This window comes from Kribbella sp. NPDC050281 (genome assembly GCF_040655855.1).
In the GTDB taxonomy this organism is placed as follows: Bacteria; Actinomycetota; Actinomycetes; order Propionibacteriales; family Kribbellaceae; genus Kribbella.
In genome coordinates this window covers 21,250-46,919 of the sequence record NZ_JBFAKS010000039.1, presented here as the reverse complement: position 1 = coordinate 46,919, position 25,670 = coordinate 21,250, and the positions used below count along the sequence as shown (strand labels likewise).

Sequence of the window (25,670 nt, the reverse complement as noted above, 5' to 3'; positions counted from 1 at the left end):
GGCGGTTCTAACGACCGGCGGCGGTGCTGGGTTCCCTGCGGACACCCTCGGCCAGGCTCTCCGTGAGCCTTCGCACACCCGCCGGACCCTCGCCGGCCTCGACCACCTTGACGAACGCCGAACCCACGATGACCGCGTCCGCGAACGCCGCTACTCCGGCGGCCTGCTCCGCGTTCGAGACACCGAGGCCGACGCCGACCGGCACACCGGTGGCCGCTTTGGTCCGCGCCACCAGCGGCGCCGCCAGGTCCGACGGCTTCTCCCGGGTCCCGGTGACACCCATCACCGCGGTCGCGTAGACGAAACCGCGGCACGCGGCGGTGGTCATCCGGATCCGCTCGTCGGTCGACGACGGCGACACCAGGAACACCTTGTCCAGGTCCTGCTTGTCCGCCGCCGCGATCCACTCCGCGCCCTCGTCCGGGATCAGGTCGGGCGTGATCAGCCCCGCTCCCCCGACCCCGGCGAAGTCGGCGGCGAACCGGTCCACGCCGTACCGCTCGATCGGGTTCCAGTAGGTCATCACCAGCACCGGCACGTCGGAGTACGACGCGAGTTTCTCCACCGTGCTGAGGACGTCGCGCGTCCGCAGCCCACCGGCCAGTGCGGCCTCGGAGGCGCGCTGGACCGTGACACCGTCCATCACCGGGTCGCTGTACGGGAAACCGATCTCGAGCACGTCGGCGCCACCGTCGACCAGCGCCTTGATCGCGTCGATCCCACCGTCGTACGACGGGTACCCGGCCGGCAGGTACGCGACCAGAGCGCCGCGGCCCTCGTCGTTCGCCCTCCGGATCGCGGCCCCCGCCTTGCCCAGGGCAACCACTTCACTCACGACCGGCCTCCGGCGCATCGATCAGTCCGAACCACGTGCTGGCGGTGTCCATGTCCTTGTCACCACGACCGGACAGGTTCACCAGAATGGTTGCCTCCGGCCCCAGTTCCTTGGCGATGTCGAGCGCGCCGGCGACCGCGTGCGCCGACTCGATCGCCGGGATGATGCCCTCGGTCCGCGACAGCAGCCGGAACGCTTCCATCGCCTCGGCGTCCGTGATCGGCCGGTACGACGCCCGCCCGGTCTCGGCCAGCCACGCGTGCTCCGGTCCGACCCCCGGATAGTCCAGACCGGCCGAGATCGAGTGCGACTCGATCGTCTGCCCGTCGTCGTCCTGCAACAGGAACGACCGCGCACCATGCAGTACGCCGACCTGCCCGGCGCTGATCGTGGCCGCGTGCCGACCGGTCTCGAACCCGTCACCACCCGGCTCGATGCCGTACAGCTTCACGTCGGTGTCCGGAATGAACGCGGCGAACAGGCCGATCGCGTTCGATCCACCGCCGACCGATGCGACCGCGGCGTCGGGCAGCTTGCCGAGCAGTTCGAGCGACTGGACCCGCGCCTCGTCGCCGATGCCACGGACGAAGTCGCGCACCATCGCCGGGAACGGGTGCGCCCCGGCCGCCGTACCGAGGAGGTAGTGGGTCTTGTCGACGCTGGCGACCCAGTCGCGCAGCGCCTCATTGATCGCGTCCTTCAACGTCCGGCTGCCGCTCTTGACCGGGATCACCTCGGCGCCGAGCAGCTTCATCCGGGCCACGTTCAGGGCCTGCCGCTCGGTGTCGACCTCGCCCATGTAGACCACGCACTCGAGGTCCAGGTAGGCGCACGCGGTCGCGGTCGCGACACCGTGCTGGCCGGCGCCGGTCTCGGCGATCACGCGGGTCTTGCCCATCCGCTTGGTCAGCAGCGCCTGGCCGAGCGCGTTGCGGACCTTGTGCGCACCGGTGTGGTTCAGATCCTCGCGCTTCAGCAGGATCCGCGCACCGGCCGCCTCGGACAGCCGGGTCGCGTCGTACAGCAGGCTCGGGACGCCGGCGTACTCACGCAGCATCCGGTCGAACTCGCCGGTGAACTCCGCGTCGGCCATGGCTTCCTGCCAGGCCCGGGTCAGCTCGTCGAGTGGCGCGATCAGCGCCTCCGGCATGAACCTGCCGCCGAAACGGCCGAAGTGCCCGAGCTGGTCGGGCAGCACAGTACTCATCCGTAAAGCCTTCCAAAGTCCCCGGCCGGCCTACGGCGCGGGGGGTTCTAGTGCCGCTGCTGGATGGCGGGGTGCGATCCGGCGGCGACGAGGTCGGCAACCGAAGCACGGGGATCGCCGCCGGTCACCAGGGTTTCACCGACGAGGACGACATCGGCCCCGGCGCGCGCGAACTCGATTACATCATGCGGACCGCGAACCCCGGACTCCGCCACCCGGACCAGGTTGGCCGGGATGGTCGGCGCGACCCGGGCGAAGGTGTCCCGGTCGACCTCGAGGGTCTTCAGGTTCCGGTTGTTCACGCCGATCAGCTGGGCGCCGGCGCCCACCGCACGCCGGGTCTCCTCCTCGTCGTGCACCTCGACCAGCGGGCACAGCCCGATCGAGTGTGCGCGCTCGATCAGCGAGACCAGCGCCTCCTGCTCCAGCGCCGCGACGATCAACAGCACCATGTCGGCGCCGGCCGCGCGGGCCTCCCAGAGCTGGTACGACGAGATCACGAAGTCCTTGCGCAGTACCGGTACGTCGACCCGGCCGCGGACCGCCCGCAGGTCGTCCAGGCTGCCGTTGAACCGGCGCTTCTCGGTCAGCACCGAGATCGCCGCGGCGCCACCGCCCTCGTACTCCCCGGCCAGCGCGGCCGGGTCGCTGATCTCGGCCAGCTCGCCCCGGGACGGGCTGGACCGCTTCACCTCGGCGATGATCGCGATCCCGTCGCCGCGGAACACCGGCATCGGGTCCTTGGCGTCGGGCTTGCGCTGCGCCTCCAGTTTGAGATCGTCCAGGCTGACCCGCGCCTGGCGCTCCGCGAGGTCTTCCCGAACCCCCACGAGAATGTCGTCAAGCACAGTCGTCATCGGTCAACTCCTCAGTGGTGGCCGTCTGCCGGGACACCGAAGCCCAGCAGTTGCATCACCTTGCCGGTCAGCGCGCCGAGTACGGCGATCGCGACCGAGATCCAGAACAGCAGCCAGTTCGGGCCGAGCACCATTGCGATGGCCCCTAGCGTGAACGCGACCAGCACAATCACCACGGCGGTCCAGGCCGCCGGGCTGTTGCCGTGCAGGTCGTGAGCCTCCTCGCTCACCCGCGTCACCGCTTGATCGGCTGTCGTATTGTCCATGGTTGGCGCCACTCCTCGTCGTCGTCCCGTCCTATTGTGGCGGTAGCCCGCCGAGCTCAGAGAGTCGGGTCCTCTCCCGCGTCGATCGCCTTCCACTGATCGGCCGGTGTGGCGGCCGGATCACGCTCGTAGCGAGCGGTCGCGCGCCGCCAGCGATGCGCTGTCAGCAAGGCGATCAGGCCCGCCGCGACCAGCGCCACTCCCCCGGTCAGCGCGAACCACGGGGCCGGACCTCCGGTCACCGAGACGTGGTCGGTGAGCGCCTGGCTCAGCTCCGGACGGATCCGGCCCAGCTCGTCCGCGCCCGGTCGCACCTGCAGCGCGACGCCGATGGCGCCCGCACCCAGCAGCAGCACCAGAGCACCCAGCACGCGGCGCAGCGCCGTACCGGCGAGTTTGGTGACGACGACGGCGACCAGCGACGCCAGCGCGAGCGTCACCGGCGCCTTGGTGACGGTGTAACCGTTGAAGTCCACGACCGGCCGCCCGCTGCCCGGATCGGCCGAGGACCAGGTCAGGTACGCCGACAACCCGAGCAGGACGAGCCCGACCAGAGCCAGCAGGTCAACCAGTCGCTGCGGCTTCATCACACATCACTGAACGTTCCCGCGACGGCGATGGCGTTCAGCACCGCGGCCGCCTTGGTCCGGCACTCCGCGTCCTCGGCGGCCGGGTCGGAGTCGGCGACGATGCCCGCGCCCGCCTGCACGTACGCCGTCGTACCGCGCAGGACCGCGGTCCGGATCGCGATCGCGGTGTCGGCGTCGCCGGCGAAGTCCAGGTAGCCGACCACGCCGCCGTACACGCCGCGCCGGGTCACCTCGAGCTTGTCGATGATCTCCATCGCCCGCGGCTTCGGTGCCCCGGACAACGTTCCGGCCGGGAACGCGGCGGTGAGCGCGTCGAACGCGGTCCGCCCGGCGGCCAGCTGACCGGTGACCGTCGACTCCAGGTGCATCACGTGGCTGTAGCGGCGGACGTCCATGAAGTCGACCACCTCGACCGTGCCCGGTGCGCACACCTTGCCGACGTCGTTGCGGCCGAGGTCGACCAGCATCAGGTGCTCGGCGCGCTCCTTGGCGTCGGCGCGCAGCTCCTCCTCCAGCGCGTGGTCCTCCTCCGGGGTGGCGCCGCGGCGGCGGGTGCCCGCGATCGGGTGCAGGATCACCTTGTTCTCGGTGACCTTCACCAGCGCTTCCGGGCTCGAGCCGACGATGTCGAAGCCGTCCAGGCGGACCAGATACATGTACGGGCTCGGGTTCGACCGGCGCAGCACCCGGTAGACGTCCAGCGCAGACGCGGTGTTCTGCAGCTCGAAGCGCTGGGACACGACGATCTGGAACGCCTCGCCGGCCCGGATCTCCTCCTTGGCGTGCTCCACCGCCTCCCGGTACTCGGCGCTGGAGCGCTGCCGGTGCGGATCCGGCTGCGCGCCGCGGTCCGCGCGGACGACGTACGACGGCGTCGGCTGGGCCAGGTCGGCCTCCATCGCGTCGAGACGGCGGACCGCGTCCGCGTACGCCTCGTCGACCCGTTCGTCGGAGTCGTCCCAGTTGACCGCGTTCGCGATCAGCCAGATCTCGCCGGTCTCGTGGTCGAGAGCGGCCAGGTCGGTGGCGAACAGGAAGGTCAGCTCGGGCAGGCCGAGGTCGTCGGTCGTTGTGTCCGGCAACCGCTCCAGCCGGCGGACGGCGTCGTACCCGAGGAAGCCGACCATGCCACCGGTCAGCGGAGGCAGGTCGGGCAGGCGGGGCGTGTGCAGGATCTCCAGCGTCTCGCGCAGCGCCTGCAACGGGTCGCCGGTCTCCGGCAGGCCGACCGGCGGGTTGCCGGTCCAGACGGCCTGGCCGTCGCTCTCGGTCAGGGTCGCGGCGGAGCGGACGCCGATGAACGAATAGCGGGACCAGACCCCGCCGTTCTCGGCGGACTCGAGCAGGAACGTGCCCGTGCGCTCGGCCGCGAGCTTGCCGTAGACACCGATCGGCGTCTCCGCGTCCGCGAGCAGCCGGCGCGTCACCGGGATGACACGGCGGTCCTTGGCGTACTCCCGGAAGGTCTCGAGGCTGGGGCTGTTCACGGCTTCCTTCGCGATCGTGGTCTCGGTGACGCTCTGGTTCACGGCTTGACCTCGATCTCGCCGTGCTCGAAGCAACTGCGGGTCCCGGTGTGGCAGGCTGGGCCCTCCTGGTCGACCAGCACGAGCAGGGTGTCGGCGTCGCAGTCGACGAGGATCTGCTTGACGTGCTGACGATGGCCGCTGGTCTCGCCCTTGACCCAGTACTCCTGCCGGCTGCGGGACCAGAACGTACTCCGTCCGGTCTCCGCGGTACGGCGTACCGCCTCGGCGTTCATCCAGCCCACCATCAGGACCTCGCGCGTGTCGTATTGCTGCACCACTGCCGGGATCAGCCCGGCCGCGTCGAAGGTCAGCTCGTCGATGCTCACCCACCCATTGTCGCCGATGCACAGCCGCCGCCTGACCGCGGGCAGAATCTGTCAGGATGGCGAGATGACATCGAGTGAGGCGAGGGTCCGGGACGTCCTGACGGCGCAGCCGGTGATCGACGGGCACAACGACCTGCCGATCGCGTTCTACGAACTGTGCGACTACGACCTGGACGCACACGACCTGAGCGGTTCGGTGCCGCAGCTCCACACTGACCTGCCGCGGCTGCGAGAGGGACAGGTCGGCGCGCAGTTCTGGTCGCTGTGGGTCCCGCAGGACGAGCACTCGGTCCGGCGGACGTTCGAGCAGCTCGACTTCATGCTCCGGCTGGTGGATCGGTTCCCCGACGCGCTGCAGCTGGCATCGACCGCCGCCGACGTCGACGCGGCGATCAAGGCCGGCCGGGTCGCCTCACTGATGGGGATGGAGGGCGGCCACTCGATCGGCGAGTCGCTTGGCGTACTGCGGGTGATGCGGGAGCTCGGCGTCCGGTACATGACGCTGACCCACAACAACAACGTGTCCTGGGCCGACTCCGCGACCGACGAGCCCGTGCTCGGCGGACTGAACGACTTCGGCGAGGAGGTCGTCCGGGAGATGAACCGGATCGGCATGCTGGTCGACCTGTCGCACGTCTCCCCCGACACCATGCGGCACGCGCTGCGGGTGACCAGCGCGCCGGTGATCTTCAGCCACTCGTCGTCCCGGGCGGTCTGCGACGTACCGCGGAACGCACCGGACGACGTACTGGAGACACTCGCCCGCAACGACGGCGTGTGCATGGTCACCTTCGTCCCGTACTTCGTCTCCCAGGCGTACGTCGACTGGGTCGCGGGAGCGCGCGAGGCAGCGGAGAAGCAGGGCCTGGACCCGAACGAACCCGAGACCCGCAAGCGCCTGGCCGAGATCTACGGCAAGCCCAAGCCGCTCGCCACTCTGGCCGATGTGGTCGAGCACGTCGAGCACGTCCGCGAGGTGGCCGGAGTCGACCACATCGGCGTCGGTGGCGACTACGACGGGTGCCCGGAATTCCCGGTCGAGCTCCCGGACGTGTCGTCGTACCCGGCCCTGTTCGGCGCCCTGGCCGACCGCGGCTGGAGCGACGACGAACTGGCAAAGCTTGCCGGGGGCAACATCCTCCGGGTGCTCCGGGCCGCCGACGACGCGTCCGCCTAGTCGTTGGCCGCCTGGTCGTTGCGGCCGCCTAGTCGTTGCGGTACAGGTCGCGCTTGTCCGGCAACTGCTCGAAGCCGGCCGCCTTGTAGGTGGCGACGGCTCCGACGTTGAAGCCAGGCGTGCACACGATCGCGCTGGACGAGCCCAGGTCCTGCAGGGCTCGCGCCGCCGCGACCGTGATGGCCTGGCCGTAGCCGCGGCCGCGATGCAGCCGGTGCACGCCCATCGGCTCGAGCAGCCCCGGCCTGCCCTCCCCGGCCGACCACACGGTGACGGCTGCCACGGACTCACCGATCTCGTTGCGCCCCACCAGGCATCGCGCGTCCGCGTACGGCACGCCGTCGGCCATCGCGTGCCAGCGCGCGTCGGTGAACGTGGAGCCGTCGAACGACGCCCGCTGCACGGCCGTCCGCTCGTGCGCCTCCTCGGCCCCGATCACGTCGACGCGGAGGCCTGGATCCGGCACCGGCTCGCTCAGGTCGCGTCGCAACGGCACCCACGGGTCGTCGGTCATCCACCCGTCCTTGAACAGCAGGTCCTGGACGAGCGAGCCCATCGGCGCCTCGACGTACACCTTGCCCTCGATCAGGACACCCCGCTCCGGCGCGGAGACGTCCTCGGCCAACTGCTGTGCGAGCTCCTCGTCATGCTGCAGATCCGGCGCGATCGCCAGCCGGATCAGCTCCGGCTCGTCGAGCATCCCGGCCGCGACGACCTCGCCGTCACGGCTCCACGTCCTGGTGGCAGCGGCCGTCCGCTCCGCCCCGAACCGCCAGAACCACCCGAGATCCCCCGGATGCAACTGGATCGGAGCCCCATCGTCCTGCCACCCGCGCAGCGCCCGCACAACGTCGCCCAGCTCATCAACCCCCGGCATCCCCAACACAATCGCCATACCCGCATCACACACCACCGCGCCGACAATCCGCACCCTGGTTTCCCCGCCGCTCGAGGCGGACTTTGTGCATGGCGTCCGTACCAGACGCGCGTCGTCGTACGGACGCCATGCAGTAGGTCGGGTTATCCACAGGGCGGCCGGGCAGGGGGCGGCGGTTTTGGGGAGGATGGGAGCGTGGAGAGGCTCGGGGAGGGGGTCAGGGTTCGGCTGGTGGCGGAGTGGGGGCGGCCTCTGCGGCATCTGGAGCTTCTACAGCTGGGCTTGCGCAAGCACGACGTCGAGCGGCTCCTGCGCAACGGTGTCCTGCAGCGTGCGCACACCTACTACGTCAGAGGAGACCTCGAACCACGTCTGGCTCGCGCCGGGTGCGCTCAGGCGGCGCATCCGAAGTCGATCATCAGCCACTGCACAGCCGCAGAGCTCGCCGGACTGCGGGTCTGGACGAACCCGAACCGCCTGCTGGCTCCCGGGTCGATCTGGCTCAGCTGCGAGCCCGGCTCCCGGCGCAATCTGAAGCGTGCGGACGTCGTTCTGCGCTGCGCCGGCCTCACGGCAGCGGACTGCCAGCTGCACCGTGGCCTCTGGATCACCTCGGACGCACGAACCACGGTGGACCTCGCCCGAGAGCTGCCGCTGCGCGAAGCCTTGGTCACGATCGACCATGCCCTGTCCACGTCCGTGTCCCGCGGAGATCTGGAAGCGGTGTTGCAGCGCCAGCGCCGCTGGCCCGGCGTCCAGGCTGCGCGAGCAGCCGTAGCGCTCGGGAACTCGCGCGCGGAGTCGGCGCTCGAGTCGTTCGCGCGCGCGGTATTTTCCGAAGCCGGCCTGCCAGTTCCGCTCCTTCAGGCGCAGTTCTGGGACCATCACGGCTGGATGAAGGAGCGGGTCGATCTCTGGTGGCCGGACTTCCGTACGGTCGGTGAGGCCGACGGACTCGAGAAGTTCGAGGCAGCAACCGCCACGGCTCGGCGCCGGTTGCTGCGCCGATCGTTCCGGCGCGACCAGCGACTCGCGGACCTCGGCGTGGAACTGGTCCACTTCGGCTGGGAGGACGCTGTCTCCCACCCCGACCAGCTGGTACGGCGACTCCGTGCCGCCTTCGATCGCGGATCCCGCCGTACCGGCCCGGCCCCGACCTGGCGCCCAGCGCCCCTGCCCGGCCTGGCCGGGAGCGACGCGGCCTAGAGCTGACCTTGTGCACAGGATCCGTACGCCGAGTGCGAAATCGTACGTATGTGGTGCACCAAGTCGCCCGGGGCACCACCGGGCGCCGGGGTCGGTGGCTCGGGGGGCGGCGGCGCGGGGGGCGGTGGCTCGGGGCCGTGGGGTGGTGTTTGTGTTCTGGGGGATCGGGCACGGGGCGGGCTCAGTGAAATCTACGGATGGAGTGGGCTGTGCTTACCCTGACTGAGAACGCGACCCTGGTGATCAAGAGCATCACGGGGGTCGAGGGCGCGCCGGAGGGGGCCGGGGTGCGGATCTCGCAGGAGAACCCCGCGGATCCGGCGCTCGCGGTGACGACGACGGAGGCGCCGCGGCCCGGTGACCAGGTGGTGGAGGAGGCCGGAGCACGCGTGTTCCTGGAGGAGAACGCCGCGAACGCCCTGGACGACAAGATCCTGGACGCAGCGGTCGACGACAAGGGCGGTGTCGAGTTCCTGCTCGTGCCGCAGCCGGGGGCCGGTCAGCAGAACGGCGCTGCCCCGACCGCCTGAGCATGACCGTGGGTGCAGCCGGGACCCACCCTCCCGGGGTCCCGGCTCCATCCCTCGCCCAGCGGTCAGGCCCACCCTTCGCCCAGCGGTCTGGCCCATCTTTCGCCCGGCGGTGAGGCCCGGCTGGTCAGGCCGCGCTGCGCTGCGCGATCCAGCTGTCGTGCAGGCGCTCGTACACCCCGCCGGCGCCGACCAACTCGGCGTGCGCGCCGCGCTCCACGATCTCCCCGTTGTCGAAGACCAGCACCTCGTCGGCCGCCTCCGCGGTCGACAACCGGTGCGCGATGGTGACGGACGTACGCCCGGCCATCAGCCGCTCCAATGCCGCGTTGACCCGGACCTCGGTGCCGGGGTCGACGGCTGACGTCGCCTCGTCGAGCACCAGCAGGTCGGGGTCCGCGATGTTCGCCCGGACCAGCGCGACCAGCTGACGCTCACCCGCAGACAGTGACTCACCACGCTGCCCGACCGGCGAATCCAGTCCCTCCGGCAGCGAGTCCAGCCAGTCCGTCAGCCCGAGCGATTCGAACGCCGTCAGCAACTCCGCGTCCGTGACCTCCGGCCGGCCGAACCGCACGTTCTCGGCCAGCGACGCGTCGAACAGGTAGCCGTCCTGCGGCACCATCACGACCCGCTCGCGCAGCGACTCGAACGAGATCTCCCGCGCGTCCACGTCGTCCAGCAACACGGATCCCGAGGTCGGATCCATCAACCGGGTCAGCAGCTTCGCGAACGTCGTCTTCCCCGAGCCGGTCTCGCCGACCACCGCGACCCGCCGATGCGGCTCGATCCGTACGCCGACGTCCCGCAGGACCAACTCGCCTTCGGGGTAGGCGAAGTCCACGTCCGCGAACTCGACCGTGATCGGCCCGCGCGGCTGCTTCACCCCTGACTCACCCGGGTCGACCACGTCGGCCGGCGTGGCGATCACCCCGAGCACCCGACGCCAGCCGGCGAACGCACTCTGCGCGTCGGTCAGCACCTGCGTCGCGATCTGCACCGGGTCGGAGAACAGCGCCACCAGGAACATGAACGCGAGGAGCTCCCCCAGTGTCGCCTGCTTGTCGACGCCCAGCAGCACGCCGACCGACAGCACACCGGCGTTGGCCAGACCCGCCGCCAGACCGCCGATCGAGAAGGTCACACCCGTGAGCGCCTGAGCCTTCGTCGCCTGCCGCCGGTAGTCCTCGATCGAGGTGTCGATCCGGTCCTGCGTCCGCTTCTCGATCGCGTACGCGCGGACCACCTGCGCGCCGACCACCGGCTCGGCGACCGCGGACAGCATCTCGCCGACCTTCGCCCGGACGATGCCGTACGCCTTCGACATCGCCCGCTGCAGGTACTTCAGGCTGGCGAACAGCGGGATGAAGCACAGCAGCACCACCAGCGCGAGCTGCCAGGAGTAGACGAACATCACCACGGTCGCGAGCAGCATCTGGCCGATGCTGACCAGGAAGATGAACCCGCCGAACTGCAGGAACTGCGACACCGTGTCCACATCTGACGTGACCCGGCTGACCAGCGCGCCGCGCCGCTCGGTGCTCTGGGTCAGCACCGGTAGGTCGTGCACATGGCGGAACGCCTTGATCCGCATCGTCGCCAGCCCGTGCTCGGAGTTGATCGCGAGCCGCACGGTCGTCAGGTACGACGCTCCGGCCGTGACGAGGATGCCGAGCGTACAGACCACGCACATCCACGCGACGTACGACAGGTCCGCTCCGCCCGGACCGGACAGCCCCTTGTCGATCGTCTGCTGCACCGCGATCGGTACGACGATCCGCCCGGCGGTCATGGTCAGCGCGAGAATCCCGGTGACCCACCACCCGTTCGCCAGCTCGGGCGACACCTTCAGCCCTTGCCGCAGGGTCTCGAGACCACCGGCGTCATCGCCGTGGTCCAACCGGCTGGCTTCTGCCGCACTCACGCGGATGCTCCTTCCGAGTCCAGATCGTCGATCTCCGCGGCCAGATCCGCCTCTTCCTGGCGTCGCTCCGCGTCCTTCTCGTAGGCGTCGACCAGATCCCGGTAGGCGGCCGACGTCTCCTGCAGTTCGGTGTGCGTCCCCTGCGCCGCGATCCGGCCCTCGTCCAGGAACAGCACCTCGTCCGCGAGCGAGATCGTCGCCTTCCGGTACGCGATCACCAACACGGTCGTCGCCGCGTCGGCGTCCTGTACGGCGGACCGCAGCCCGGCCAGGATCCGCGCCTCGACCTGTGGGTCGACCGCGCTGGTCGCGTCGTCCAGGATCAGCAGCCGAGGACGCCGTACCAGCGCGCGGGCCAGGGCGATGCGTTGCCGCTGGCCGCCGGACAGCGTCGTACCGCGCTCACCGACCTTGGTGTCCAGACCGTCCGACAGCTGCTTCACGAATCCGTCGCCCTGGGCGATCCGCAGCGCATCCCAGACGTCCTCGTCGCTGTAGTCGCCGCCGAGCGTGATGTTGCCGCGGATCGTGTCGTCGAACAGGAACGCGGTCTGCGCCACCAGCGCGACCGATCCGGCCAGCTCGTCGCGGGCCAGGTCCCGCACGTCGACCCCGTCGACCTTGACCGCGCCCTGCTCCGGATCGACCAGCCGCATCAGCAGCGTGGTCATCGTGGACTTCCCGGCGCCCGTCGGCCCGACCATCGCGACGGTCCGTCCGGGCTCGAGAGTGAAGTCCACTCCGGCCAGTACGTCGCGGTCCGGCAGGTACCCGAACCGAACGCCGGCCACCTGCAACCGGGCCGCCTTCGTCGAGGTCAGCCGCGCCTCGCCGTACTCGATCCCGCCCTCCGCGGTCAGCACCCGCTGGATCCGATCCCAGCCGACGACCGACCGCGGCAACTCACCGAGCACCCAGCCCAGCGCGCGGATCGGGAAGCCGATCAGCGTGAACAGGAACGCCACCTGGACCACGTCACCCGCGTCCGCCCCACCCGACTGCACCCGGACGACGCCGACCAGCAGTACCGCGAGCACACCGAGCCGCGGCAGGCCATCGATCACCGGGTCGAACAGGCCGCGGGCCTTGTTCACCGCGATGTTCGCGTCCCGCAGCTGGTACGTCGGGTCCCGGAAGCGCTCGGTCTCGGCGGCCTCGCGACCCAGCGTCTTGACCACCAGCGCCCCGTCGAACGACTCGTGCGCGACCTCGGAGACGTCGGCACGGAGCTGCTGCGCCCGGGTGGCGAGCGGCTGGAGGTAGCGCTGGAAGATCACGTTCGCCACGAACACCAGCGGGAACACCAGGCAGCCGACGAGCGCGAGCCAGGGGTCGGCCGCGAACATCGCCACGGTCGCGAACACCAGCATCGCGATCACACCGATCGCCATCGGCAGTGGAGCGATCACGAACCAGGTCGACTCCACATCCGCGTTGGCGTTCGACAGCAACATGCCGGTCGAGTGCTGGTGGTGCCACTCGAGCGGAAGCTTCAGGTACTGCCGGGTGACGCGGCGGCGGTACGTCGCCTGCAGCCGGAACTGCATCACGCCGGCTCCGAGCCGACGCCCGACCACGCCGATCGCGTTCAGGATGGCGATCCCGATGAACAGCCCGATCAGCGAGGCGATCGCACCGAAGGTGGTGTGACCGGTCTCGAAGGCGGGCCGGAGCACGTGTTCGGTCGCCCAGCCCAGCGCCAAGCCGATGGCCACCGTCATCGCTCCGTAGAGCATGGCGGCGAGCACGGAGAAGGCGAAGATCCACGGCTCCTCCCAGATCGCGACCCGCAGAACTGCGAGCCCCCGCCGGGTCACACTTCCCTTGTCGGGGACTTTCGGCTGCAAGACACTCTCCAGGGCAGTCAGGTGCGAACACCAGGCACAAGCATGACAACGATTGACATTCTGCCATTCGGTGCAGACAACTACGATCGAGTTCGTGACCGACTACAGCCGGGTAGAACGACTTGCTCTGTGTGATCTGTTCGATCAGCTCGGGCCCGATCAGCCCACGCTGTGTGAGGGATGGTTGACCTACGACCTCGCCGTGCATCTGTATGTGCGGGAGGCCGATCCGATGGCGGGACCCGGCATCATGATTCCGGCCTTGTCGGACACCACCGCGCGACGGATGGCGCGGGCCAAGGGGCGCTACAGCTTCGCCGAGGTCGTCGACAAGGTCCGCAACGGGCCGCCCCGGGCCTCGATCTACGCGTTCCCGAAGCTCGGCCACCAGCTCAACACCACCGAGTACTTCGTGCACCACGAGGACGTCCGCCGGGCCCAGCCGTCGTACGAGGTCCGCACACTGCCGGCCGAGCAGCAGGAGGGCCTGTGGAAGGGCGTCCGGCTCGGCGCGAAGTCGTTCCTCCGGAAGGCCCCGAGCGGCGTGGTGCTCAGACTCCCCGACGGTACGACGTCCGTCGCGAAGCGACCCACCGAGCGCGGGTCCGTGACTGTGACCGGCGAGCCGGCCGAGCTGGTGCTGTTCTGCATGGGCCGTCAGCAGGTGGCCGACGTCCAGCTCGAGGGTGACGCGGAGACGGTCGAGCGGCTCCGCAGCGCGTCATTCGGAGTCTGACTTCCCCGCGCGCCGACGACGCGCTCGCTGGACCATGCTGCTGGCCACGGTGGTCAGTACGACGAGCACGATCGCGGCCAGCACGCCCTGCCACGGCTCGTCGAACAAGACGAAACCGAGGAGGCCGATCGCCATGTAGACCGCCGCCCAGATCGACGACGCGGCCAGGTCCACGACCGCGAAGCGCTCCCAGCTGTACCCGGCCAGCCCGGCCGCGAGCAGCACCGGGACCCGGCCGCCCGGGATGAGCCGAGACGTCAGCAACACACCTATCTCGTGGTCGTCCAAGCGGTCGCGCAGTGCGTCCAGCGAGGCGTTGTCGCGCAGCCAGCCGATGCGTTTGGCCAGCCGCTCGCCGCCAAACCGGCAACCGGCGTACACGATCAGGTCGCCGACGTACGCACCAGCGGCACCGGCGATCAGGACGCCGACCAGCCCGATTGGATTGCTGTGCGAGGCCAGCACGGCACCGGCCGAGACGGCCGCCCCGGTCGGGAGCACCGGCAGGACCGCTCCGATCAGAACGGCTCCCGCGAGTGCGAACAGGTACCAGAGGTCAAAGCGCGTGTCGCCGCTCATCCGCTGACCTCGGCCGACTCGCCAGGCACCAGGAGCTCGACCCGTACCGCGGGCTCCAGCTCGGCCATCGCGGTCTTGAACCTGTCCCCCGGTGGCAGGAACAGCTCCGGCTTGAGCCAGTCGCACCCGATCGGCCAGAACGTCCCGAAATGTACCGGCACCGCCGTCGTGGCTCCGACCCGCTGAACCGCTTCCGCGGCACGAACCGGATCCAGGTGCCCCTCACCGAGCGACGGCCCCCAGCCGCCGACGGGAACCACGGCCACGTCGACCGGACCGGCTTCCGCCGCCAGACCATCGAACAGGTCCGTGTCGCCGGCGAACCAGATACTCGGCGAGCTATCCACGCGGTAGCCGAGAGCAGGTCCGGCGTACGAGGACCACGGCAGCCGGCGACCGTCGTGGTGAGCGGTCACCGCAGTGATGTCGAGGGCACCGATCCGCACCTGGTTGCCCGGGGCGACCTCGATGCAGCGGTCCGACAGCGCGGCGCCCTGGTCCTGGTGGATCAGCTTCGCCGATCCCCGCGGCACGACCAGCGCGGCGTCCGGCGCGACCAGCGCCAGCGACGGCAGATGCAGGTGGTCGGAGTGCATGTGCGACACGAGTACGGCGTCGCACCGGCCTGCGTCGGGCAGCGGGGCCGGACCACGGCGACGGCGCAGATGCGCGATGCGCGAAGTCAGGACGGGGTCGGTCAGGAGCCGCGTGCCGTCCGCCTCGATGGTGGTGGTGGCATGCCCCCACCAGGTGATCCGCACGCGTCAGGCCTCCACACTCGTCTCGACCGGCTTGTCCAGGTCCTTGCGATGGCCCAGGAGCTCCAGCCAGCTGATCAGCAGTCTGTGGACCGCGTCGGAGCCTACGGGAGGCTCAGCCAGCACCCAACGACTCGGGTGCACCAGGACGGCGTCGGTCTGCCAGCCGCCGATGCCACCGTGGCACCCGACCAGCTCCTCGAACGCCGCCACCTCGTGGGTGTAGTCGTCCAGCCGGCTGATCACGACGATGTCCCCGTTGTGTGGCATCTCCGCCTGCCACAGCAGCGACGCCGCCGCCTGCTCGCCGTACGGCGTCAACGGGTCGGTGCCCTCGATCCGGCCGGTCCGCAGGACGTGAACCCCCGCACCGCCGATCGCCACCGGCCCCTCGGCCAGCGAGTCGACCACCACGAAGCCGATGCCGGGGTGAGTGGCCAGACCGGGGATCAGCTTGGGGTGCAGCAGCTCGATCTCCTCCAGCGGCACCCGGCCGGGCGTGGTGGCGAGGTAGAGCAGCGCCAGGTTGCCCGACGCCGTGACGACCATCTGCTCGTCGGCGGCGACCGGTGGCTCGCAGTCCTTCGGGCCGAGCTCAACCCCGCCGCTGGACGCTTTGCCGTGCAGGGCCTTCCGGGTGACCGAACCGGCCACGCTCCGGCGCAGGCTCAGCTCGGTCAGGAACGCGTTCACCGGTCCCCAGCCCTCGGCCTTGCCGACGGCCGCGACCGGCTCCTTGGTGGTGTCGACCAGGTCGTCGACGACCTCGGTCAGGGTCCGGCCGTACCGCTGCAGGAAGGTCGAGCCCTGGCTCTGGCCGTGGTCGGACAGCACGACGATCTCGTACGAGTGCGGCAGGATGTCGATGATCCGCTGTAGCGCACCGAGCACCCGGTCCAGGCCCTCCAGCGTCTGCAGGGACTCCGCCCGGGTCGGCCCGGCGTGGTGCGCGACCTCGTCGTAGTCGACGAAGTCGCAGTAGATCACCGGGGTGCCCTTGACCAGTTCGTCGGTGATCAGCGAGACGTTCAGGTCGCGGAGCAGAACGTTGGTGATCGCGCGCAGGAAGATGTAGGCGCCACCGCGCTTGACCCGCGGGACCAGGTGGCGAACCCGCTGGCGCCGGGCCTGGTGCAGCTCCTTGAAGATCTCCGCGAAGCACAGGATCAGTCCGCGCGCGGCGCCCTGCGGGCTGGAGAAGAACCGCACATAGCCCCGGCTGCGGCTGTTCGGCAGCGCGGCCCGGCTGAAGACCAGTTCGCACTTGTCCGCGTCCCCGGACCAGTTGTTGCTGATACTGACGCCGCCGTCGGCGAGCAGGCCGCGCCCGGTGGACATCCGGGTCTCGATCTCGGCCGCGTCCCGGCCCCGGTTGGTCACCATCACCCGGCCGGTTTCCTTCTCGTACCACCGGAACGCCGGGATGTGCTTCGAGCCGCCGTGCAGGATGCCGGCCTGGCTGGCCGGGGTGGTCGCCGGTACGCCGGTGTGCCAGCCGACCATCGAATGCTTGCCGTCCCGGATCCAGCCGCCCAGGTTGGGCAGGTTGCCGGCCAGGACCATCCAGTTCAGCAGCGGGGCGGACAGCCCGTCGATCTGGATGATCAGCATCCCGGTCTTCGGCGCCGCCTCGATCTTCCGCGCCCTCCGGTGCACGACCCGCATCACCTCGGCGACGTACGCGTCGTCACTCCCGGCGTACGCGATCCAGCCGACGAATGCGCTGACCGAGGCCATCACGACCGCCACCAGCAGCGGCGCCCCCACGCCCCCGTGCAGGGTCACCCCGGGATCCACGGTGATGCCGAGGTAGACGACGCCGAACTGCGAGAGCAACCCGCCGACCAGGACGCCGATCGACCCGATCAGGATCGCGACCCCGGCCAGCACCCAGCGCATCAGGATGCTGAAGAGCGCGAGCAGCAGGACCAGGCGCAGGATCGGCATCCGGCCGTCACTGCTGATCTGCGGCAGCGTCCAGAACGTGATGACGAGCGAGATCAGCGACAGGAGGCCGCCCAGCAGCATCGCCTGCAGTCCCCGGCCGGTACGGCGCAGGTCGAGCCAGAACGGCCGTCGTCGCCGGTCCGAGACCTGCTCAGGTGGTTTCGCCATGGCCCGCTTTCGTGCTCCCCGTCCGTCCTGCTGTGCTGTACCGAGGGTACGAGGCATGCTGCAGCGCAGTTGCACCGCGCCACGCCCTGGACGGGTGGTTCCCGGGTCGGACCCGGGGAACCGCCGGGTGATTCCCTGACCCGGCAGCTTACTGAAGCTCGAGACAGTCGACTTCCCTCTCCCTCGCCGCCGCCGAAGGCGGCGCTCTATTGCACTTCGAGATAGTCGACTTCCGTGTAGAGGTCGCCCTTCGTCAGGCGGATGGTGTTCCAGCCGGCGTTGAGTGTGACCTGGACCGAACTCTGCTGCCAGTTGTCCCAGCCGGTGACCGGGTAACTGACCGAGCCCTGGTTGTTGCCGTTGACAACCAGGCCGTGGCTGGCGGCGGCGCCGGAACCGTTCGCGTAGCCGACGTGCAGGGTGTAACCGCCCGCGACCGGCGCGAACACCGAGTTCTCGACCCACGAGTCGGCGAAGTCGATGTACGCGACTACCTTGCCGTCCGAGGCACCGGCGGCGTTCGAGCGGACCTGGCAGTGGTTCAGCGTGCCGCGCTCGGCCTCGTACCGGACCCGGCTGCCCCGGACGACCGGGTAGTCGTTCGCCCATCCGACGTCGGCGACGTACAGGTGCCGTGACCCGTTCACCCACCCGTGCACGAACACCTTGTCGCCGACGAAGTCCGCGCCTCCAGGCCCGCAGATGTGGTTGTCGAACGTCGCGGTCGTCATCAGCGGCCGGAAGGCGGTGGTCCACGGACCGCTCAGGCTGGCCGCGGTCGCGTACGACGTGAGGTAGTTGCAGTCGGTGTAGCCGCCACCGGAGAAGAACAAGACGTACTGGCTGCCGCGCTGGACCAGGTCGGGTGCCTCGATGATGCCGCTGGAGGTCAGCAGCGCGGTGTTGCCACCGGCGAGCGTCGTACCGTTGTTCGCCGTCCGGGTGAGCCAGAGCGTCGACGGCTGCCCGATGGCGTTGCCGTCGTTCTTCCAGACCAGGTAGCGGGTGCCGTCTCCTGCGACGAAGGTGTTCGCGTCGATCGCGCCACCGAGGTCGAGCGGGCAGATCAGCGGCGCACTACCGACCGGGTTGAACGGGCCGAGCGGTGAGGTCGCGGTCGCGACGCCGATGCACTGCCGCCCGGACGCCTTGTGCCAGGCCGTGTACGTCAGGGTGTAGGTGCCGTCCGCGTTCGCGTACACATCCGGTGCCCAGGTCCGGCCGGGTTGGGCCCAGCCCGCGGACGGACCGCCGGGCATGGCGTCGCCGCGGATGGTCCACGGCCCGCTCGCGCTCGTGGCGCTGGCCACCGGCACATGCCCGCGGCCGTTGTTCGTCGAGTAGGCGTACCACGTGCCGTTCTGCTCGAAGGCGTCCGGATCGGGAAAGTCCTCGCCGATGATCTCGGCCGGGAACTCTGCCGCCGTAGCTCGCTGGGGCGTGGCCTGCACGGGTGCCGAGAGCAGGGCGGCCAGGCTGAGTGCGGCCAGCGCGGCCACCAGAAGTCGTCGGAACATCAGTACTCCTCAGGTGGGGCGGAACCTGTGCGGAGCAGTTTTCCATCGATTCACCTGGATGGACAGAGCGGAATTGTGCCGATCCCTGGACCTGGAGCGATCCGGGGTACAGACTCCCGCTGTTGGTTTCCGCCTGGGTTTGAGGGAGTTCTCGTGAGCTATTTACCGAGAGTGTCGGGGCGCGGGGTGGTCGCCGCCGTCGCCGTTGTCGCAGCGGCTGTCGGCGGCGTGGTGACACAGTCGGCCGGAGCGCCGGCCGGCGTGCAGGAAACGGCGTTACAGCAACAGCTGGACACGCTGCTGAACGACGCCCGGTACGACGGGTCGCAGGTCGCGCTGGTGGTGCGGGACGCGACGACCGGCGAGACGCTGTACGACCGGAACGGCGATCAGCGGATGCTGCCCGCCTCGAACACCAAGCTCTTCACGTCGACGGCCGCGATGCACACGCTCGGCCCGTCGTACCGCTTCCACACCGACGTACTGGCGACGGCGCCGGTCCGCAGCGGGAAGTTGCAAGGGGACCTCTACCTCAAGGGGTACGGCGACCCGACCGCGCTCGAGTCCGACTACGTGGGACTGGCCAAGCAGCTCCGCGCGGCCGGCGTCCGCAGCGTCGACGGCGACCTGATCGCCGACGACACCTACTTCGACCACGCCCGGCTCGGTGACAGCTGGGCCTGGGACGACGAGCCGTTCTACTACTCGGCCCAGATCTCCGCCCTCACGCTCGCGCCGAACACCGACTACGACTCGGGTACGGCGATCGTCGAGAGCCGGCCCGGCGCAGCGGTCGGTGCACCCGTCAAGCTCACGCTGGTCCCGGGGAACGGCGTACTCAAGCTGGTCAACACCGCGAAGACCGGTGCGGCCGGGTCGTCGAACACGCTCAGCATCGAGCGCGACCACGGCACCAACATCGTCCGGGTGACCGGCTCGGTTCCGCTCGGCGCCTCGGTCGGTCAGGAGTGGGTGACTGTCTGGGAGCCGGAGCTCTACGCGGCCGACGTGTTCGAGCGCGCGCTCGCCTCCGAAGGCATCCGGGTCGACGGTCACATCAAGAACGCGGCCTCCCCCGCCACCGCGCGGCGGCTGGCCCGGGACGAGTCGATGACGGTCGGCGAACTGATGACGCCGTTCCTCAAGCTGTCGAACAACATGCACGCCGAGACGCTGGTCAAGGCGATGGGTGCCGTGGTCGAGGCCGAGGGCAGCTGGTCCGCGGGTCTCGGCGTCGTCACCGACTACGCCAAGAGCGTCGGCGTCGACACCAGCCGGATCCGGCTCTCCGACGGCTCCGGCCTGTCCCGCAAGGTGAACGTGACCGCGGACAGCGTCACCGACATCCTGATCGGCGTCCAGAAGGAGCCGTGGTGGCAGCAGTGGTACGACGGCCTGCCGATCGCGGGTAACCCGGCACGCTTCGTCGGCGGCACCCTGCGCAGCCGGATGCTGAACACCCCGGCCGCGAACAACCTGCACGGCAAGACCGGCTCGCTCACCGGCGTGACGGCGCTGTCCGGCTACGTCAGCAACCAGGACGGCCGCAAGCTCGTGTTCTCGATGATCAGCAACAACTACCTGGTCAGCCCGCGGTCGATCGAGGATGCGGTCGGCGTCACGCTCGCGTCGTGGAGCGACCAGGCACCGCCCGCCGCGGTGAGCCCGAACACCCTGCGGACCAGCCAGTCCAGCTGTGACCTCGAGTGGGAGAAGGCCTGCTGATCCGGCTAATCAGTTCGACAGTACGGCGGTCGTTCACCACGATGTGGGGATGACCGCCGTACTGCCTGCCACGTACTCCGTCCGACCGCCGGCCAAGGAGGACGCGGAAGCGGTCTTCGACCTGGTCGCCGCCTGCAACATGGCCGTGATCGGTTTCGCCGACTTCACCCTCGACGACGTCGTCGACGAGCTCACCGCGCCCGGATTCGAGCCCGCGACGGACGGCTGGCTGGTCTTCGACGGCAATCGCCTGGCCGGCTTCGCCACCATCTACGGCAAGGGCGACCGCCACCAGCTCGACGTCTACGTCGTCACCGCCGAGCCGGTCGTCGAGGCCTACCTGCTCGGCGAGCTCACCCGCCGCGCAGCCGAGATCGCGACCGCGTACGGGCACGCCTCCGTGCCTGTGGACGTGGGCGTCTACCGCGCCGACGAATCCCGCCGCGCCCGGCTGGCCGAGTACGGCTTCACGACCGGTACGACGTACCACCGGATGCGGATCGATCACGCCGGACCGGTCGAAGTACCCGCTGTGCCGGCCGGGATCACGGCGCGCCGAGGTGCGCCGGACGAGGCGAGCCGACGGGCGGCCCAGGACGTGCTGAACTCGTCGTTCGCAGGCCAGTTCGGGTTCAGCCCACGGACCTTCGAGGAATGGCACGCGTCGCACGAGAACCAGTCGTCGTTCGACTGGTCGCAGATCACACTGCTCGACCTGGACGGCAAGGTGGTCGCGTTCCGGGAGTGCACGGACCAGTTCCTCGAGGACGAGAACTGCAACTACATCGGGCGGCTGGGCGTGGTCGCGGAGGCCCGTGGGCGCGGACTGGCGAAGTTCCTGCTGCGAGATCAGTTCGCGCAGGATGCCTCGGCCGGGCTGGCCGGGACGATCCTGCATGTGGACACGAACAACCCGACGCCCGCCCTCGGCCTCTATCTGTCGGTCGGCATGTCCGCGTCGTTGGTGATCGACGTCTGGCGGTTGGAGGTGCGGGCGGCATGACGTTGCCTGACGGCTACGCCGTCCGCCCGATGCGGGTGGAGGACGCCGCCTTGATCGCCGAGCGGTCCGGCGCCTACACCAGCGCATTGATCGGGTTCTCGAAGCACAGTTTCGAGGACGTGGCGAACTACCTGCGAGACCCGGGTTTCGATCCGGCCACCGACGGGTGGGTGGTGACGGACGAGGCAGGCGAGTTCGCCGGCTCCGCGACCGCGGCGGCGAACAACGACCGGACCCGGGCGAATCTCGAGGTGCTGAGTGAGAATCCGGCCATCGTCGGGTGGCTTCTCGATCGGGCGATGCAACGGGCGTCCGACGGTGCGCCAGGCGAGGTGGTGGCGAGTGTCGGCGTGATTCGTCAGGACCAGCTGTTGCCGGAGATCGTCGCCGCCCACGGCTTTACGATCGGCACGTCGATCCACCGGATGCGCATCGACTTCGACGGCCAGATCCCGGCGCCGACGGTGCCGGAAGGCGCGAGTGTACGACGCGGGGCCTTCGACGACCGCAGTCGCCGGGCGGCTCACGCCGTACTGGTGGAGGCGTTCCGCGGGCAGGCCGGGGCCGATCCACGGCCGTACGACGAGTGGTTCGCGTCGCGGGAGAGCCGGTCGACGTTCGACTGGTCGCAGCTCACGACGGTCGAGCTCGACGGCCAGGCGGTGGCCGTGACCGAGTGCAACGACAACTTCGTGAGCACCGACAACTGCGGGTACGTCGGTCGACTGGCCGTCGTACCGTCCGCGCGTGGTCGCGGGCTGGCGAAGTTCCTGCTGCACGACGCGTTCGCCGTTGACGCCGCCGCCGGCCGCTCCGGCACGATCCTCCACGTCGACAGCAGCAACCCGACACCCGCCGTCGCCCTCTACACCGCGGTCGGCATGAAGCCCGACCTGATCAGCGACATCTGGCGCAGGAGCGTATAGACGCCCGCCGGGGTGGTCGCGGTCCACCCCGGCGAGGCGTCAGTTCAGGACGGCGCGTTGACCGCTGCTGCCCGCGTAGACGGTGCGGTCGCCGAGTGGACTGCGCAGGTCGAGGTCGACCGCAATCGCACCGAGGGACGGCCTGCAGTGCCGAGTCTCCGGCTGATCCGCGACGGCGGTGTAGCGGTACGCCGCAATCCGGACCGAGGTGTGGTCCTGGGACAGGATGCGGACGACCGTGCTCGGCACACACGGCTGCGGGTTACCCATCCCGGGTCCGACGCTCACCATCAGCACGGACGGGTGGTCCGGCACCGGTGTCGCGGACATCACGCCGACCTCACCCTGCAGCACCATGACCGTCGTACCGACCTTGAACTGGCTCGGCGGTGGACCGTCGTCGAGGGAGTTCGTGGTCTTCTCCGGTCCGGCGGGCTCCTCGCCCGCGCGTGGTAGGCCGACAGTGGCGGCGACTCCCCCGATAACCACAACAACCGCCGCCACCGCAGCCAGCACAACCCGGCGCCGGTGACGACGCTGCCGGGCCGTGCGCTCGACGTACTCGAACGGCGGCGCCTCGGCCGGCGTGAGCTCGTCGACGTACTCCATCAGGGCTTCACGCATGCTCGGACACCTCCTTGACCGTGAGCAGTGGCGCCAGGGCCTGCCGCGCCCGCGCCAGGCGGGACTTGACCGTGCCCGCCGCGACCTGCAGTTCCTCGGCTATCTGCTCCACCGGCAGATCCATCACGTGGTGCAGTACGACGACCGCCCGCTGCTCGGGCGTGATCCGCGCCAGGGCGGCGGCGACATCCAGTGCGTCACCATCCGGGCCCTCGACGGCGACCGGCCGTCCGCGGAGCTTCGCCAGTGCGCGCGTCGCCACCTGCTGCCGACGCAACCGGCTCACCAGCGTCCGGACCGCGACCGCACGCACCCAGGCCTCCGGGTCGTCGTACCGGCGGATCGAGTCCCACCGGCCGAGCAGCTTCACGTACGCGTCCTGGGCGACCTCCTCGGCGTCGGCGCGCGATCCGCCGATCGACACCAGCAGACCGATCAGCCGCGGCCACGTCCGGCGGTACAGCGCCGCCACGTCGGCAGCCGGGTCACCGTCGCTGTCGTGCACGCCGCGCACCTCCCCAACGGGTCGTCACACGGCTAACACGCGCGACCAGCCCACCCGGTTCCGTCCCGGTGCGGAGAAGTTTCGCGCGACCCCGGCCAGAGTGCCAGGTCTTGCTCCCAGGAGATCTGAGAGATTACTCTCGAAACATGTCTCTCAGAAATCCGTACGGCGATTTCGAGATCACCGACCCGCAGGCGATGCGGGCGCTGGCTCACCCGGTTCGGCTGGCGGCGCTCAGCTGGCTGCAGCGCAACGGCCCGGCCACGGCGACCCAGCTGTCCGAGCACGTGGGCGCCTCGCCGTCAGTCACCAGCTGGCATCTGCGGCACCTGGCGAACTTCGGTCTGGTGGTGGACGGGCCTCCCCCGGACGGCGGCTCGGACCGGCGGCAGCGCTGGTGGAGCGCGGTCTCGCGCGGATTCCGCTACGAGATGCCCGACACCCCGGAGGGTGCCGAGGCCGGCCGGCTGCTCCGCGCCGAGATGATCAACCAGTCGCTCGAGGCGGTGCAGCAGTGGCTGGCCGAGACCGAGCCCGGACTCGAGGCCGGGTGGAGCCGCGTCGCAGGGTCCGCCAACACCCGGCTGGTCATCACACCGGCCGAGGCCGAGGCGATCGAATCCGCGATCGAGCAACTGCTGGCGCCGTACGTCCAACGCCGCAACGAGGGCGAGACGCCACCGGACGCGGGCTCGGTCCGCTACCTGCGGATGACGTTGCCCGAAGCAACAACTCCGCCTGGGGGATCGCCGTGAGCACGCTGTCCGCCACCAGTCTCTGGCGGGACCGCCGGTTCCGGACCTTCTGGTCCGCGCAGGGCGTGTCCGAGTTCGGCGACCGGATCACCGAGCTGGCGCTGCCGCTGATCGCCGTCACCATGCTCAACGCCTCGCCCAGTCAGGTCGGGTTCCTGACCGCGGCGGTCTGGCTGCCGAACCTCGCGTCACTGTTCATCGGCACGTGGGTCGACCACCGCCGGGACAAGCGCCCGCTGATGATCGCGGCCGACCTGTCCCGGACCGTCCTCCTGCTCTCGCTGCCGGCGGCGTACTGGCTGGACGCGCTCACCCTCGGCCAGCTCTATGTGATCGCGATCCTCGCCGGTACGGCGCATGTCGTGTTCAACACCGCGTACGCGTCGTTCTTCGTCGCGCTGGTCGGGCGGGATCAGTTCCTGGAGGCCAACAGCAAGCTGTCCGCGACCAGGTCGATCTCGTTCATGGGTGGTCCCGCGCTCGGCGGCCTGCTCGTGCAGTGGCTGACCGCACCGGTCGCGATCGTCGTCGACGCGTTGACCTTCGCGTTCTCCGCCCTCCAGATCCGCCGGATCGAGATGACCCCGGCCGCCTCGGACGAGACAGCGGAACCGCTGTTGCGCCGCGCCCGCGCCGGCATGCGCTACCTGCTCCGGCATCCGTACCTCCGCCGCAGCCTGGCCTGCTCGACGACCGTCAACTTCTTCAACCTGATCAGCACCGCCTTGCTGGTGCTGTTCGCCAGCCGGGAGCTGGAGCTGTCCGCGGGGACGATCGGGATCGCGTTCGGCATCGGTGCGGCCGGTGGGCTGCTCGGCGCGGTCGCCGCCTCCCCGCTCAGCTGCATCTTCGGCGTCGGACCGTTGATCGCCGCCGGCGCCGTGGTCTTCCCCGGCGCCATCGCGATCGCGGCGTTCGCCGACGGCCCGACCTGGGTCAAGGCCACCGCGCTGGCGGCGGCCGAGTTCGTCGGCGCGTTCGCTGTCATGTGCTTCGACATACCGAACAACTCGCTGCAGGCCGCCGTCACGCACGACTACATGCGGAGCCGGGTGTCGGGGGCCTACAGCACCATCAACTACGGCATCAGGCCGCTCGGCGCGGTCGTCGGTGGGTTGCTCGGCACCTGGATCGGTGTCCGGGCAACCCTCCTCGTCTCCGCGGCCGGCGGCCTGCTTGCCGTCCTGTGGCTCGTCGGCTCGCCGAACATCCGCACCCGCGAACTCGACGGACTCGAGCCTCCTGAGTTCTAGTCG

25 protein-coding genes are annotated in these 25,670 nt (G+C 69.9%); 9 read left to right on the top strand and 16 right to left on the bottom strand.

What is annotated here, in order from left to right; genetic code table 11:
* Positions 1 to 7 precede the first annotated feature (7 nt).
* From trpA to hisI, 7 genes are read right to left on the bottom strand one after another with little or no spacing between them, the layout of a single operon-like run.
* Positions 8 to 835: a tryptophan synthase subunit alpha gene (gene trpA / locus AB0I34_RS33485; protein WP_360452882.1), complete on the bottom strand. Its 828-nt coding sequence runs from the start codon at positions 833 to 835 to the stop codon at positions 8 to 10.
* On the bottom strand, positions 828 to 2,042 hold the full coding sequence (trpB, locus tag AB0I34_RS33480; RefSeq protein ID WP_360452880.1) for a tryptophan synthase subunit beta: 1,215 nt from the start codon (positions 2,040 to 2,042) through the stop codon (positions 828 to 830). The genes trpA and trpB overlap by 8 nt, the downstream gene beginning before the upstream one ends.
* Positions 2,043 to 2,089: 47 nt before the next feature.
* On the bottom strand, positions 2,090 to 2,899 hold the full coding sequence (trpC, locus tag AB0I34_RS33475; RefSeq protein WP_360452878.1) for an indole-3-glycerol phosphate synthase TrpC: 810 nt from the start codon (positions 2,897 to 2,899) through the stop codon (positions 2,090 to 2,092).
* 11 nt (positions 2,900 to 2,910) lie between these two features.
* Positions 2,911 to 3,165 carry an HGxxPAAW family protein gene (locus AB0I34_RS33470; protein ID WP_360452876.1) on the bottom strand — a complete coding sequence of 85 codons (255 nt, stop codon included), beginning with the start codon at positions 3,163 to 3,165 and terminating at the stop codon, positions 2,911 to 2,913.
* 56 nt (positions 3,166 to 3,221) lie between these two features.
* Positions 3,222 to 3,752, bottom strand: coding sequence for a Trp biosynthesis-associated membrane protein (locus tag AB0I34_RS33465; RefSeq protein ID WP_360452875.1), 531 nt, complete (start codon positions 3,750 to 3,752; stop codon positions 3,222 to 3,224).
* Entirely contained in the window at positions 3,752 to 5,284 is a 1,533-nt protein-coding gene (locus AB0I34_RS33460) for an anthranilate synthase component I (RefSeq protein ID WP_360452873.1), read from the bottom strand. Before AB0I34_RS33460 ends, AB0I34_RS33465 begins: the two co-directional genes overlap by 1 nt.
* Positions 5,281 to 5,610 (bottom strand): phosphoribosyl-AMP cyclohydrolase, encoded by a 330-nt coding sequence (hisI, locus tag AB0I34_RS33455; protein WP_360452871.1) that lies wholly within the window; start codon positions 5,608 to 5,610, stop codon positions 5,281 to 5,283. The genes AB0I34_RS33460 and hisI overlap by 4 nt, the downstream gene beginning before the upstream one ends.
* 64 nt (positions 5,611 to 5,674) lie before the next feature.
* Between hisI and AB0I34_RS33450 the strand changes: the two genes are divergently transcribed.
* Positions 5,675 to 6,787 (top strand): dipeptidase, encoded by a 1,113-nt coding sequence (locus AB0I34_RS33450; protein WP_360452869.1) that lies wholly within the window; start codon positions 5,675 to 5,677, stop codon positions 6,785 to 6,787.
* A 28-nt stretch (positions 6,788 to 6,815) separates the two neighbouring features.
* Here the strand turns inward: AB0I34_RS33450 and AB0I34_RS33445 are convergent, their stop codons facing one another.
* Positions 6,816 to 7,682 carry a GNAT family N-acetyltransferase gene (locus AB0I34_RS33445; protein ID WP_360452867.1) on the bottom strand — a complete coding sequence of 289 codons (867 nt, stop codon included), beginning with the start codon at positions 7,680 to 7,682 and terminating at the stop codon, positions 6,816 to 6,818.
* Positions 7,683 to 7,859: 177 nt separating this feature from the next.
* Between AB0I34_RS33445 and AB0I34_RS33440 the strand changes: the two genes are divergently transcribed.
* Positions 7,860 to 8,870 (top strand): hypothetical protein, encoded by a 1,011-nt coding sequence (locus tag AB0I34_RS33440; protein ID WP_360452865.1) that lies wholly within the window; start codon positions 7,860 to 7,862, stop codon positions 8,868 to 8,870.
* A gap of 209 nt (positions 8,871 to 9,079) precedes the next feature.
* A complete protein-coding gene (locus tag AB0I34_RS33435) occupies positions 9,080 to 9,400 on the top strand; it encodes a Fe-S cluster assembly protein HesB (RefSeq protein WP_360452863.1) in 321 nt (106 codons plus the stop codon).
* A gap of 127 nt (positions 9,401 to 9,527) precedes the next feature.
* Here AB0I34_RS33435 and AB0I34_RS33430 read toward each other — a convergent pair whose 3' ends face one another.
* Positions 9,528 to 11,324: an ABC transporter ATP-binding protein gene (locus AB0I34_RS33430; protein WP_360452861.1), complete on the bottom strand. Its 1,797-nt coding sequence runs from the start codon at positions 11,322 to 11,324 to the stop codon at positions 9,528 to 9,530.
* Positions 11,321 to 13,171, bottom strand: a complete 1,851-nt coding sequence (locus tag AB0I34_RS33425) for an ABC transporter ATP-binding protein (RefSeq protein ID WP_360452859.1) — start codon at positions 13,169 to 13,171, stop codon at positions 11,321 to 11,323. The genes AB0I34_RS33430 and AB0I34_RS33425 overlap by 4 nt, the downstream gene beginning before the upstream one ends.
* Positions 13,172 to 13,265: 94 nt before the next feature.
* Between AB0I34_RS33425 and AB0I34_RS33420 the strand changes: the two genes are divergently transcribed.
* Positions 13,266 to 13,907: a TIGR03085 family metal-binding protein gene (locus AB0I34_RS33420; RefSeq protein ID WP_360452856.1), complete on the top strand. Its 642-nt coding sequence runs from the start codon at positions 13,266 to 13,268 to the stop codon at positions 13,905 to 13,907.
* Here AB0I34_RS33420 and AB0I34_RS33415 read toward each other — a convergent pair.
* From AB0I34_RS33415 to AB0I34_RS33400, 4 genes are all read right to left on the bottom strand, one after another.
* On the bottom strand, positions 13,893 to 14,486 hold the full coding sequence (locus AB0I34_RS33415; protein ID WP_360452854.1) for a VTT domain-containing protein: 594 nt from the start codon (positions 14,484 to 14,486) through the stop codon (positions 13,893 to 13,895). The two genes, AB0I34_RS33420 and AB0I34_RS33415, sit on opposite strands and share 15 nt — an antisense overlap.
* The gene (locus tag AB0I34_RS33410; protein WP_360452852.1) at positions 14,483 to 15,247 is read right to left on the bottom strand and encodes an MBL fold metallo-hydrolase; all 765 of its coding nucleotides are present in this window, start codon (positions 15,245 to 15,247) and stop codon (positions 14,483 to 14,485) included. Before AB0I34_RS33410 ends, AB0I34_RS33415 begins: the two co-directional genes overlap by 4 nt.
* A 3-nt stretch (positions 15,248 to 15,250) precedes the next feature.
* Positions 15,251 to 17,359 carry an alkaline phosphatase family protein gene (locus AB0I34_RS33405; RefSeq protein WP_360452850.1) on the bottom strand — a complete coding sequence of 703 codons (2,109 nt, stop codon included), beginning with the start codon at positions 17,357 to 17,359 and terminating at the stop codon, positions 15,251 to 15,253.
* Positions 17,360 to 17,565: 206 nt separating this feature from the next.
* Entirely contained in the window at positions 17,566 to 18,876 is a 1,311-nt protein-coding gene (locus tag AB0I34_RS33400) for a family 43 glycosylhydrolase (protein WP_360452848.1), read from the bottom strand.
* 153 nt (positions 18,877 to 19,029) lie between these two features.
* Between AB0I34_RS33400 and dacB the strand changes: the two genes are divergently transcribed.
* The 3 genes from dacB to AB0I34_RS33385 are packed head-to-tail and all read left to right on the top strand — an operon-like array spanning position 19,030 to position 22,530.
* A complete protein-coding gene (gene dacB / locus AB0I34_RS33395; protein ID WP_360452846.1) occupies positions 19,030 to 20,601 on the top strand; it encodes a D-alanyl-D-alanine carboxypeptidase/D-alanyl-D-alanine-endopeptidase in 1,572 nt (523 codons plus the stop codon).
* 49 nt (positions 20,602 to 20,650) lie between these two features.
* A complete protein-coding gene (locus tag AB0I34_RS33390) occupies positions 20,651 to 21,604 on the top strand; it encodes a GNAT family N-acetyltransferase (protein WP_360452844.1) in 954 nt (317 codons plus the stop codon).
* Positions 21,601 to 22,530 carry a GNAT family N-acetyltransferase gene (locus tag AB0I34_RS33385; RefSeq protein WP_360452842.1) on the top strand — a complete coding sequence of 310 codons (930 nt, stop codon included), beginning with the start codon at positions 21,601 to 21,603 and terminating at the stop codon, positions 22,528 to 22,530. Before AB0I34_RS33390 ends, AB0I34_RS33385 begins: the two co-directional genes overlap by 4 nt.
* A 39-nt stretch (positions 22,531 to 22,569) precedes the next feature.
* Here AB0I34_RS33385 and AB0I34_RS33380 read toward each other — a convergent pair whose 3' ends face one another.
* Together AB0I34_RS33380 and AB0I34_RS33375 are read right to left on the bottom strand one after the other, a co-directional pair.
* Positions 22,570 to 23,154: a hypothetical protein gene (locus AB0I34_RS33380; protein WP_360452840.1), complete on the bottom strand. Its 585-nt coding sequence runs from the start codon at positions 23,152 to 23,154 to the stop codon at positions 22,570 to 22,572.
* A complete protein-coding gene (locus tag AB0I34_RS33375; protein ID WP_360452838.1) occupies positions 23,147 to 23,659 on the bottom strand; it encodes a sigma-70 family RNA polymerase sigma factor in 513 nt (170 codons plus the stop codon). Before AB0I34_RS33375 ends, AB0I34_RS33380 begins: the two co-directional genes overlap by 8 nt.
* 146 nt (positions 23,660 to 23,805) lie before the next feature.
* Here AB0I34_RS33375 and AB0I34_RS33370 point away from each other — a divergent pair, with 146 nt between their 5' ends.
* Together AB0I34_RS33370 and AB0I34_RS33365 are read left to right on the top strand one after the other, a co-directional pair.
* The gene (locus tag AB0I34_RS33370; protein WP_360452837.1) at positions 23,806 to 24,414 is read left to right on the top strand and encodes a helix-turn-helix domain-containing protein; all 609 of its coding nucleotides are present in this window, start codon (positions 23,806 to 23,808) and stop codon (positions 24,412 to 24,414) included.
* The gene (locus AB0I34_RS33365) at positions 24,411 to 25,667 is read left to right on the top strand and encodes an MFS transporter (protein ID WP_360452835.1); all 1,257 of its coding nucleotides are present in this window, start codon (positions 24,411 to 24,413) and stop codon (positions 25,665 to 25,667) included. The genes AB0I34_RS33370 and AB0I34_RS33365 overlap by 4 nt, the downstream gene beginning before the upstream one ends.
* Positions 25,668 to 25,670: the final 3 nt, after the last annotated feature.

Bases quoted from the DNA above. Each gene is read 5' to 3' on its own strand.
- trpB (WP_360452880.1), bottom strand. From the start codon at position 2,042: ATGAGTACTGTGCTGCCCGACCAGCTCGGGCACTTCGGCCGTTTCGGC.
- trpC (WP_360452878.1), bottom strand. From the start codon at position 2,899: ATGACGACTGTGCTTGACGACATTCTCGTGGGGGTTCGGGAAGACCTC.
- AB0I34_RS33470 (WP_360452876.1), bottom strand. From the start codon at position 3,165: ATGGACAATACGACAGCCGATCAAGCGGTGACGCGGGTGAGCGAGGAG.
- AB0I34_RS33465 (WP_360452875.1), bottom strand. From the start codon at position 3,752: ATGAAGCCGCAGCGACTGGTTGACCTGCTGGCTCTGGTCGGGCTCGTC.
- AB0I34_RS33450 (WP_360452869.1), top strand. From the start codon at position 5,675: ATGACATCGAGTGAGGCGAGGGTCCGGGACGTCCTGACGGCGCAGCCG.
- AB0I34_RS33445 (WP_360452867.1), bottom strand. From the start codon at position 7,682: ATGGCGATTGTGTTGGGGATGCCGGGGGTTGATGAGCTGGGCGACGTT.
- AB0I34_RS33415 (WP_360452854.1), bottom strand. From the start codon at position 14,486: ATGAGCGGCGACACGCGCTTTGACCTCTGGTACCTGTTCGCACTCGCG.
- AB0I34_RS33405 (WP_360452850.1), bottom strand. From the start codon at position 17,359: ATGGCGAAACCACCTGAGCAGGTCTCGGACCGGCGACGACGGCCGTTC.
- AB0I34_RS33400 (WP_360452848.1), bottom strand. From the start codon at position 18,876: ATGTTCCGACGACTTCTGGTGGCCGCGCTGGCCGCACTCAGCCTGGCC.
- AB0I34_RS33390 (WP_360452844.1), top strand. From the start codon at position 20,651: ATGACCGCCGTACTGCCTGCCACGTACTCCGTCCGACCGCCGGCCAAG.
- AB0I34_RS33385 (WP_360452842.1), top strand. From the start codon at position 21,601: ATGACGTTGCCTGACGGCTACGCCGTCCGCCCGATGCGGGTGGAGGAC.
- AB0I34_RS33380 (WP_360452840.1), bottom strand. From the start codon at position 23,154: ATGCGTGAAGCCCTGATGGAGTACGTCGACGAGCTCACGCCGGCCGAG.
- AB0I34_RS33370 (WP_360452837.1), top strand. From the start codon at position 23,806: ATGTCTCTCAGAAATCCGTACGGCGATTTCGAGATCACCGACCCGCAG.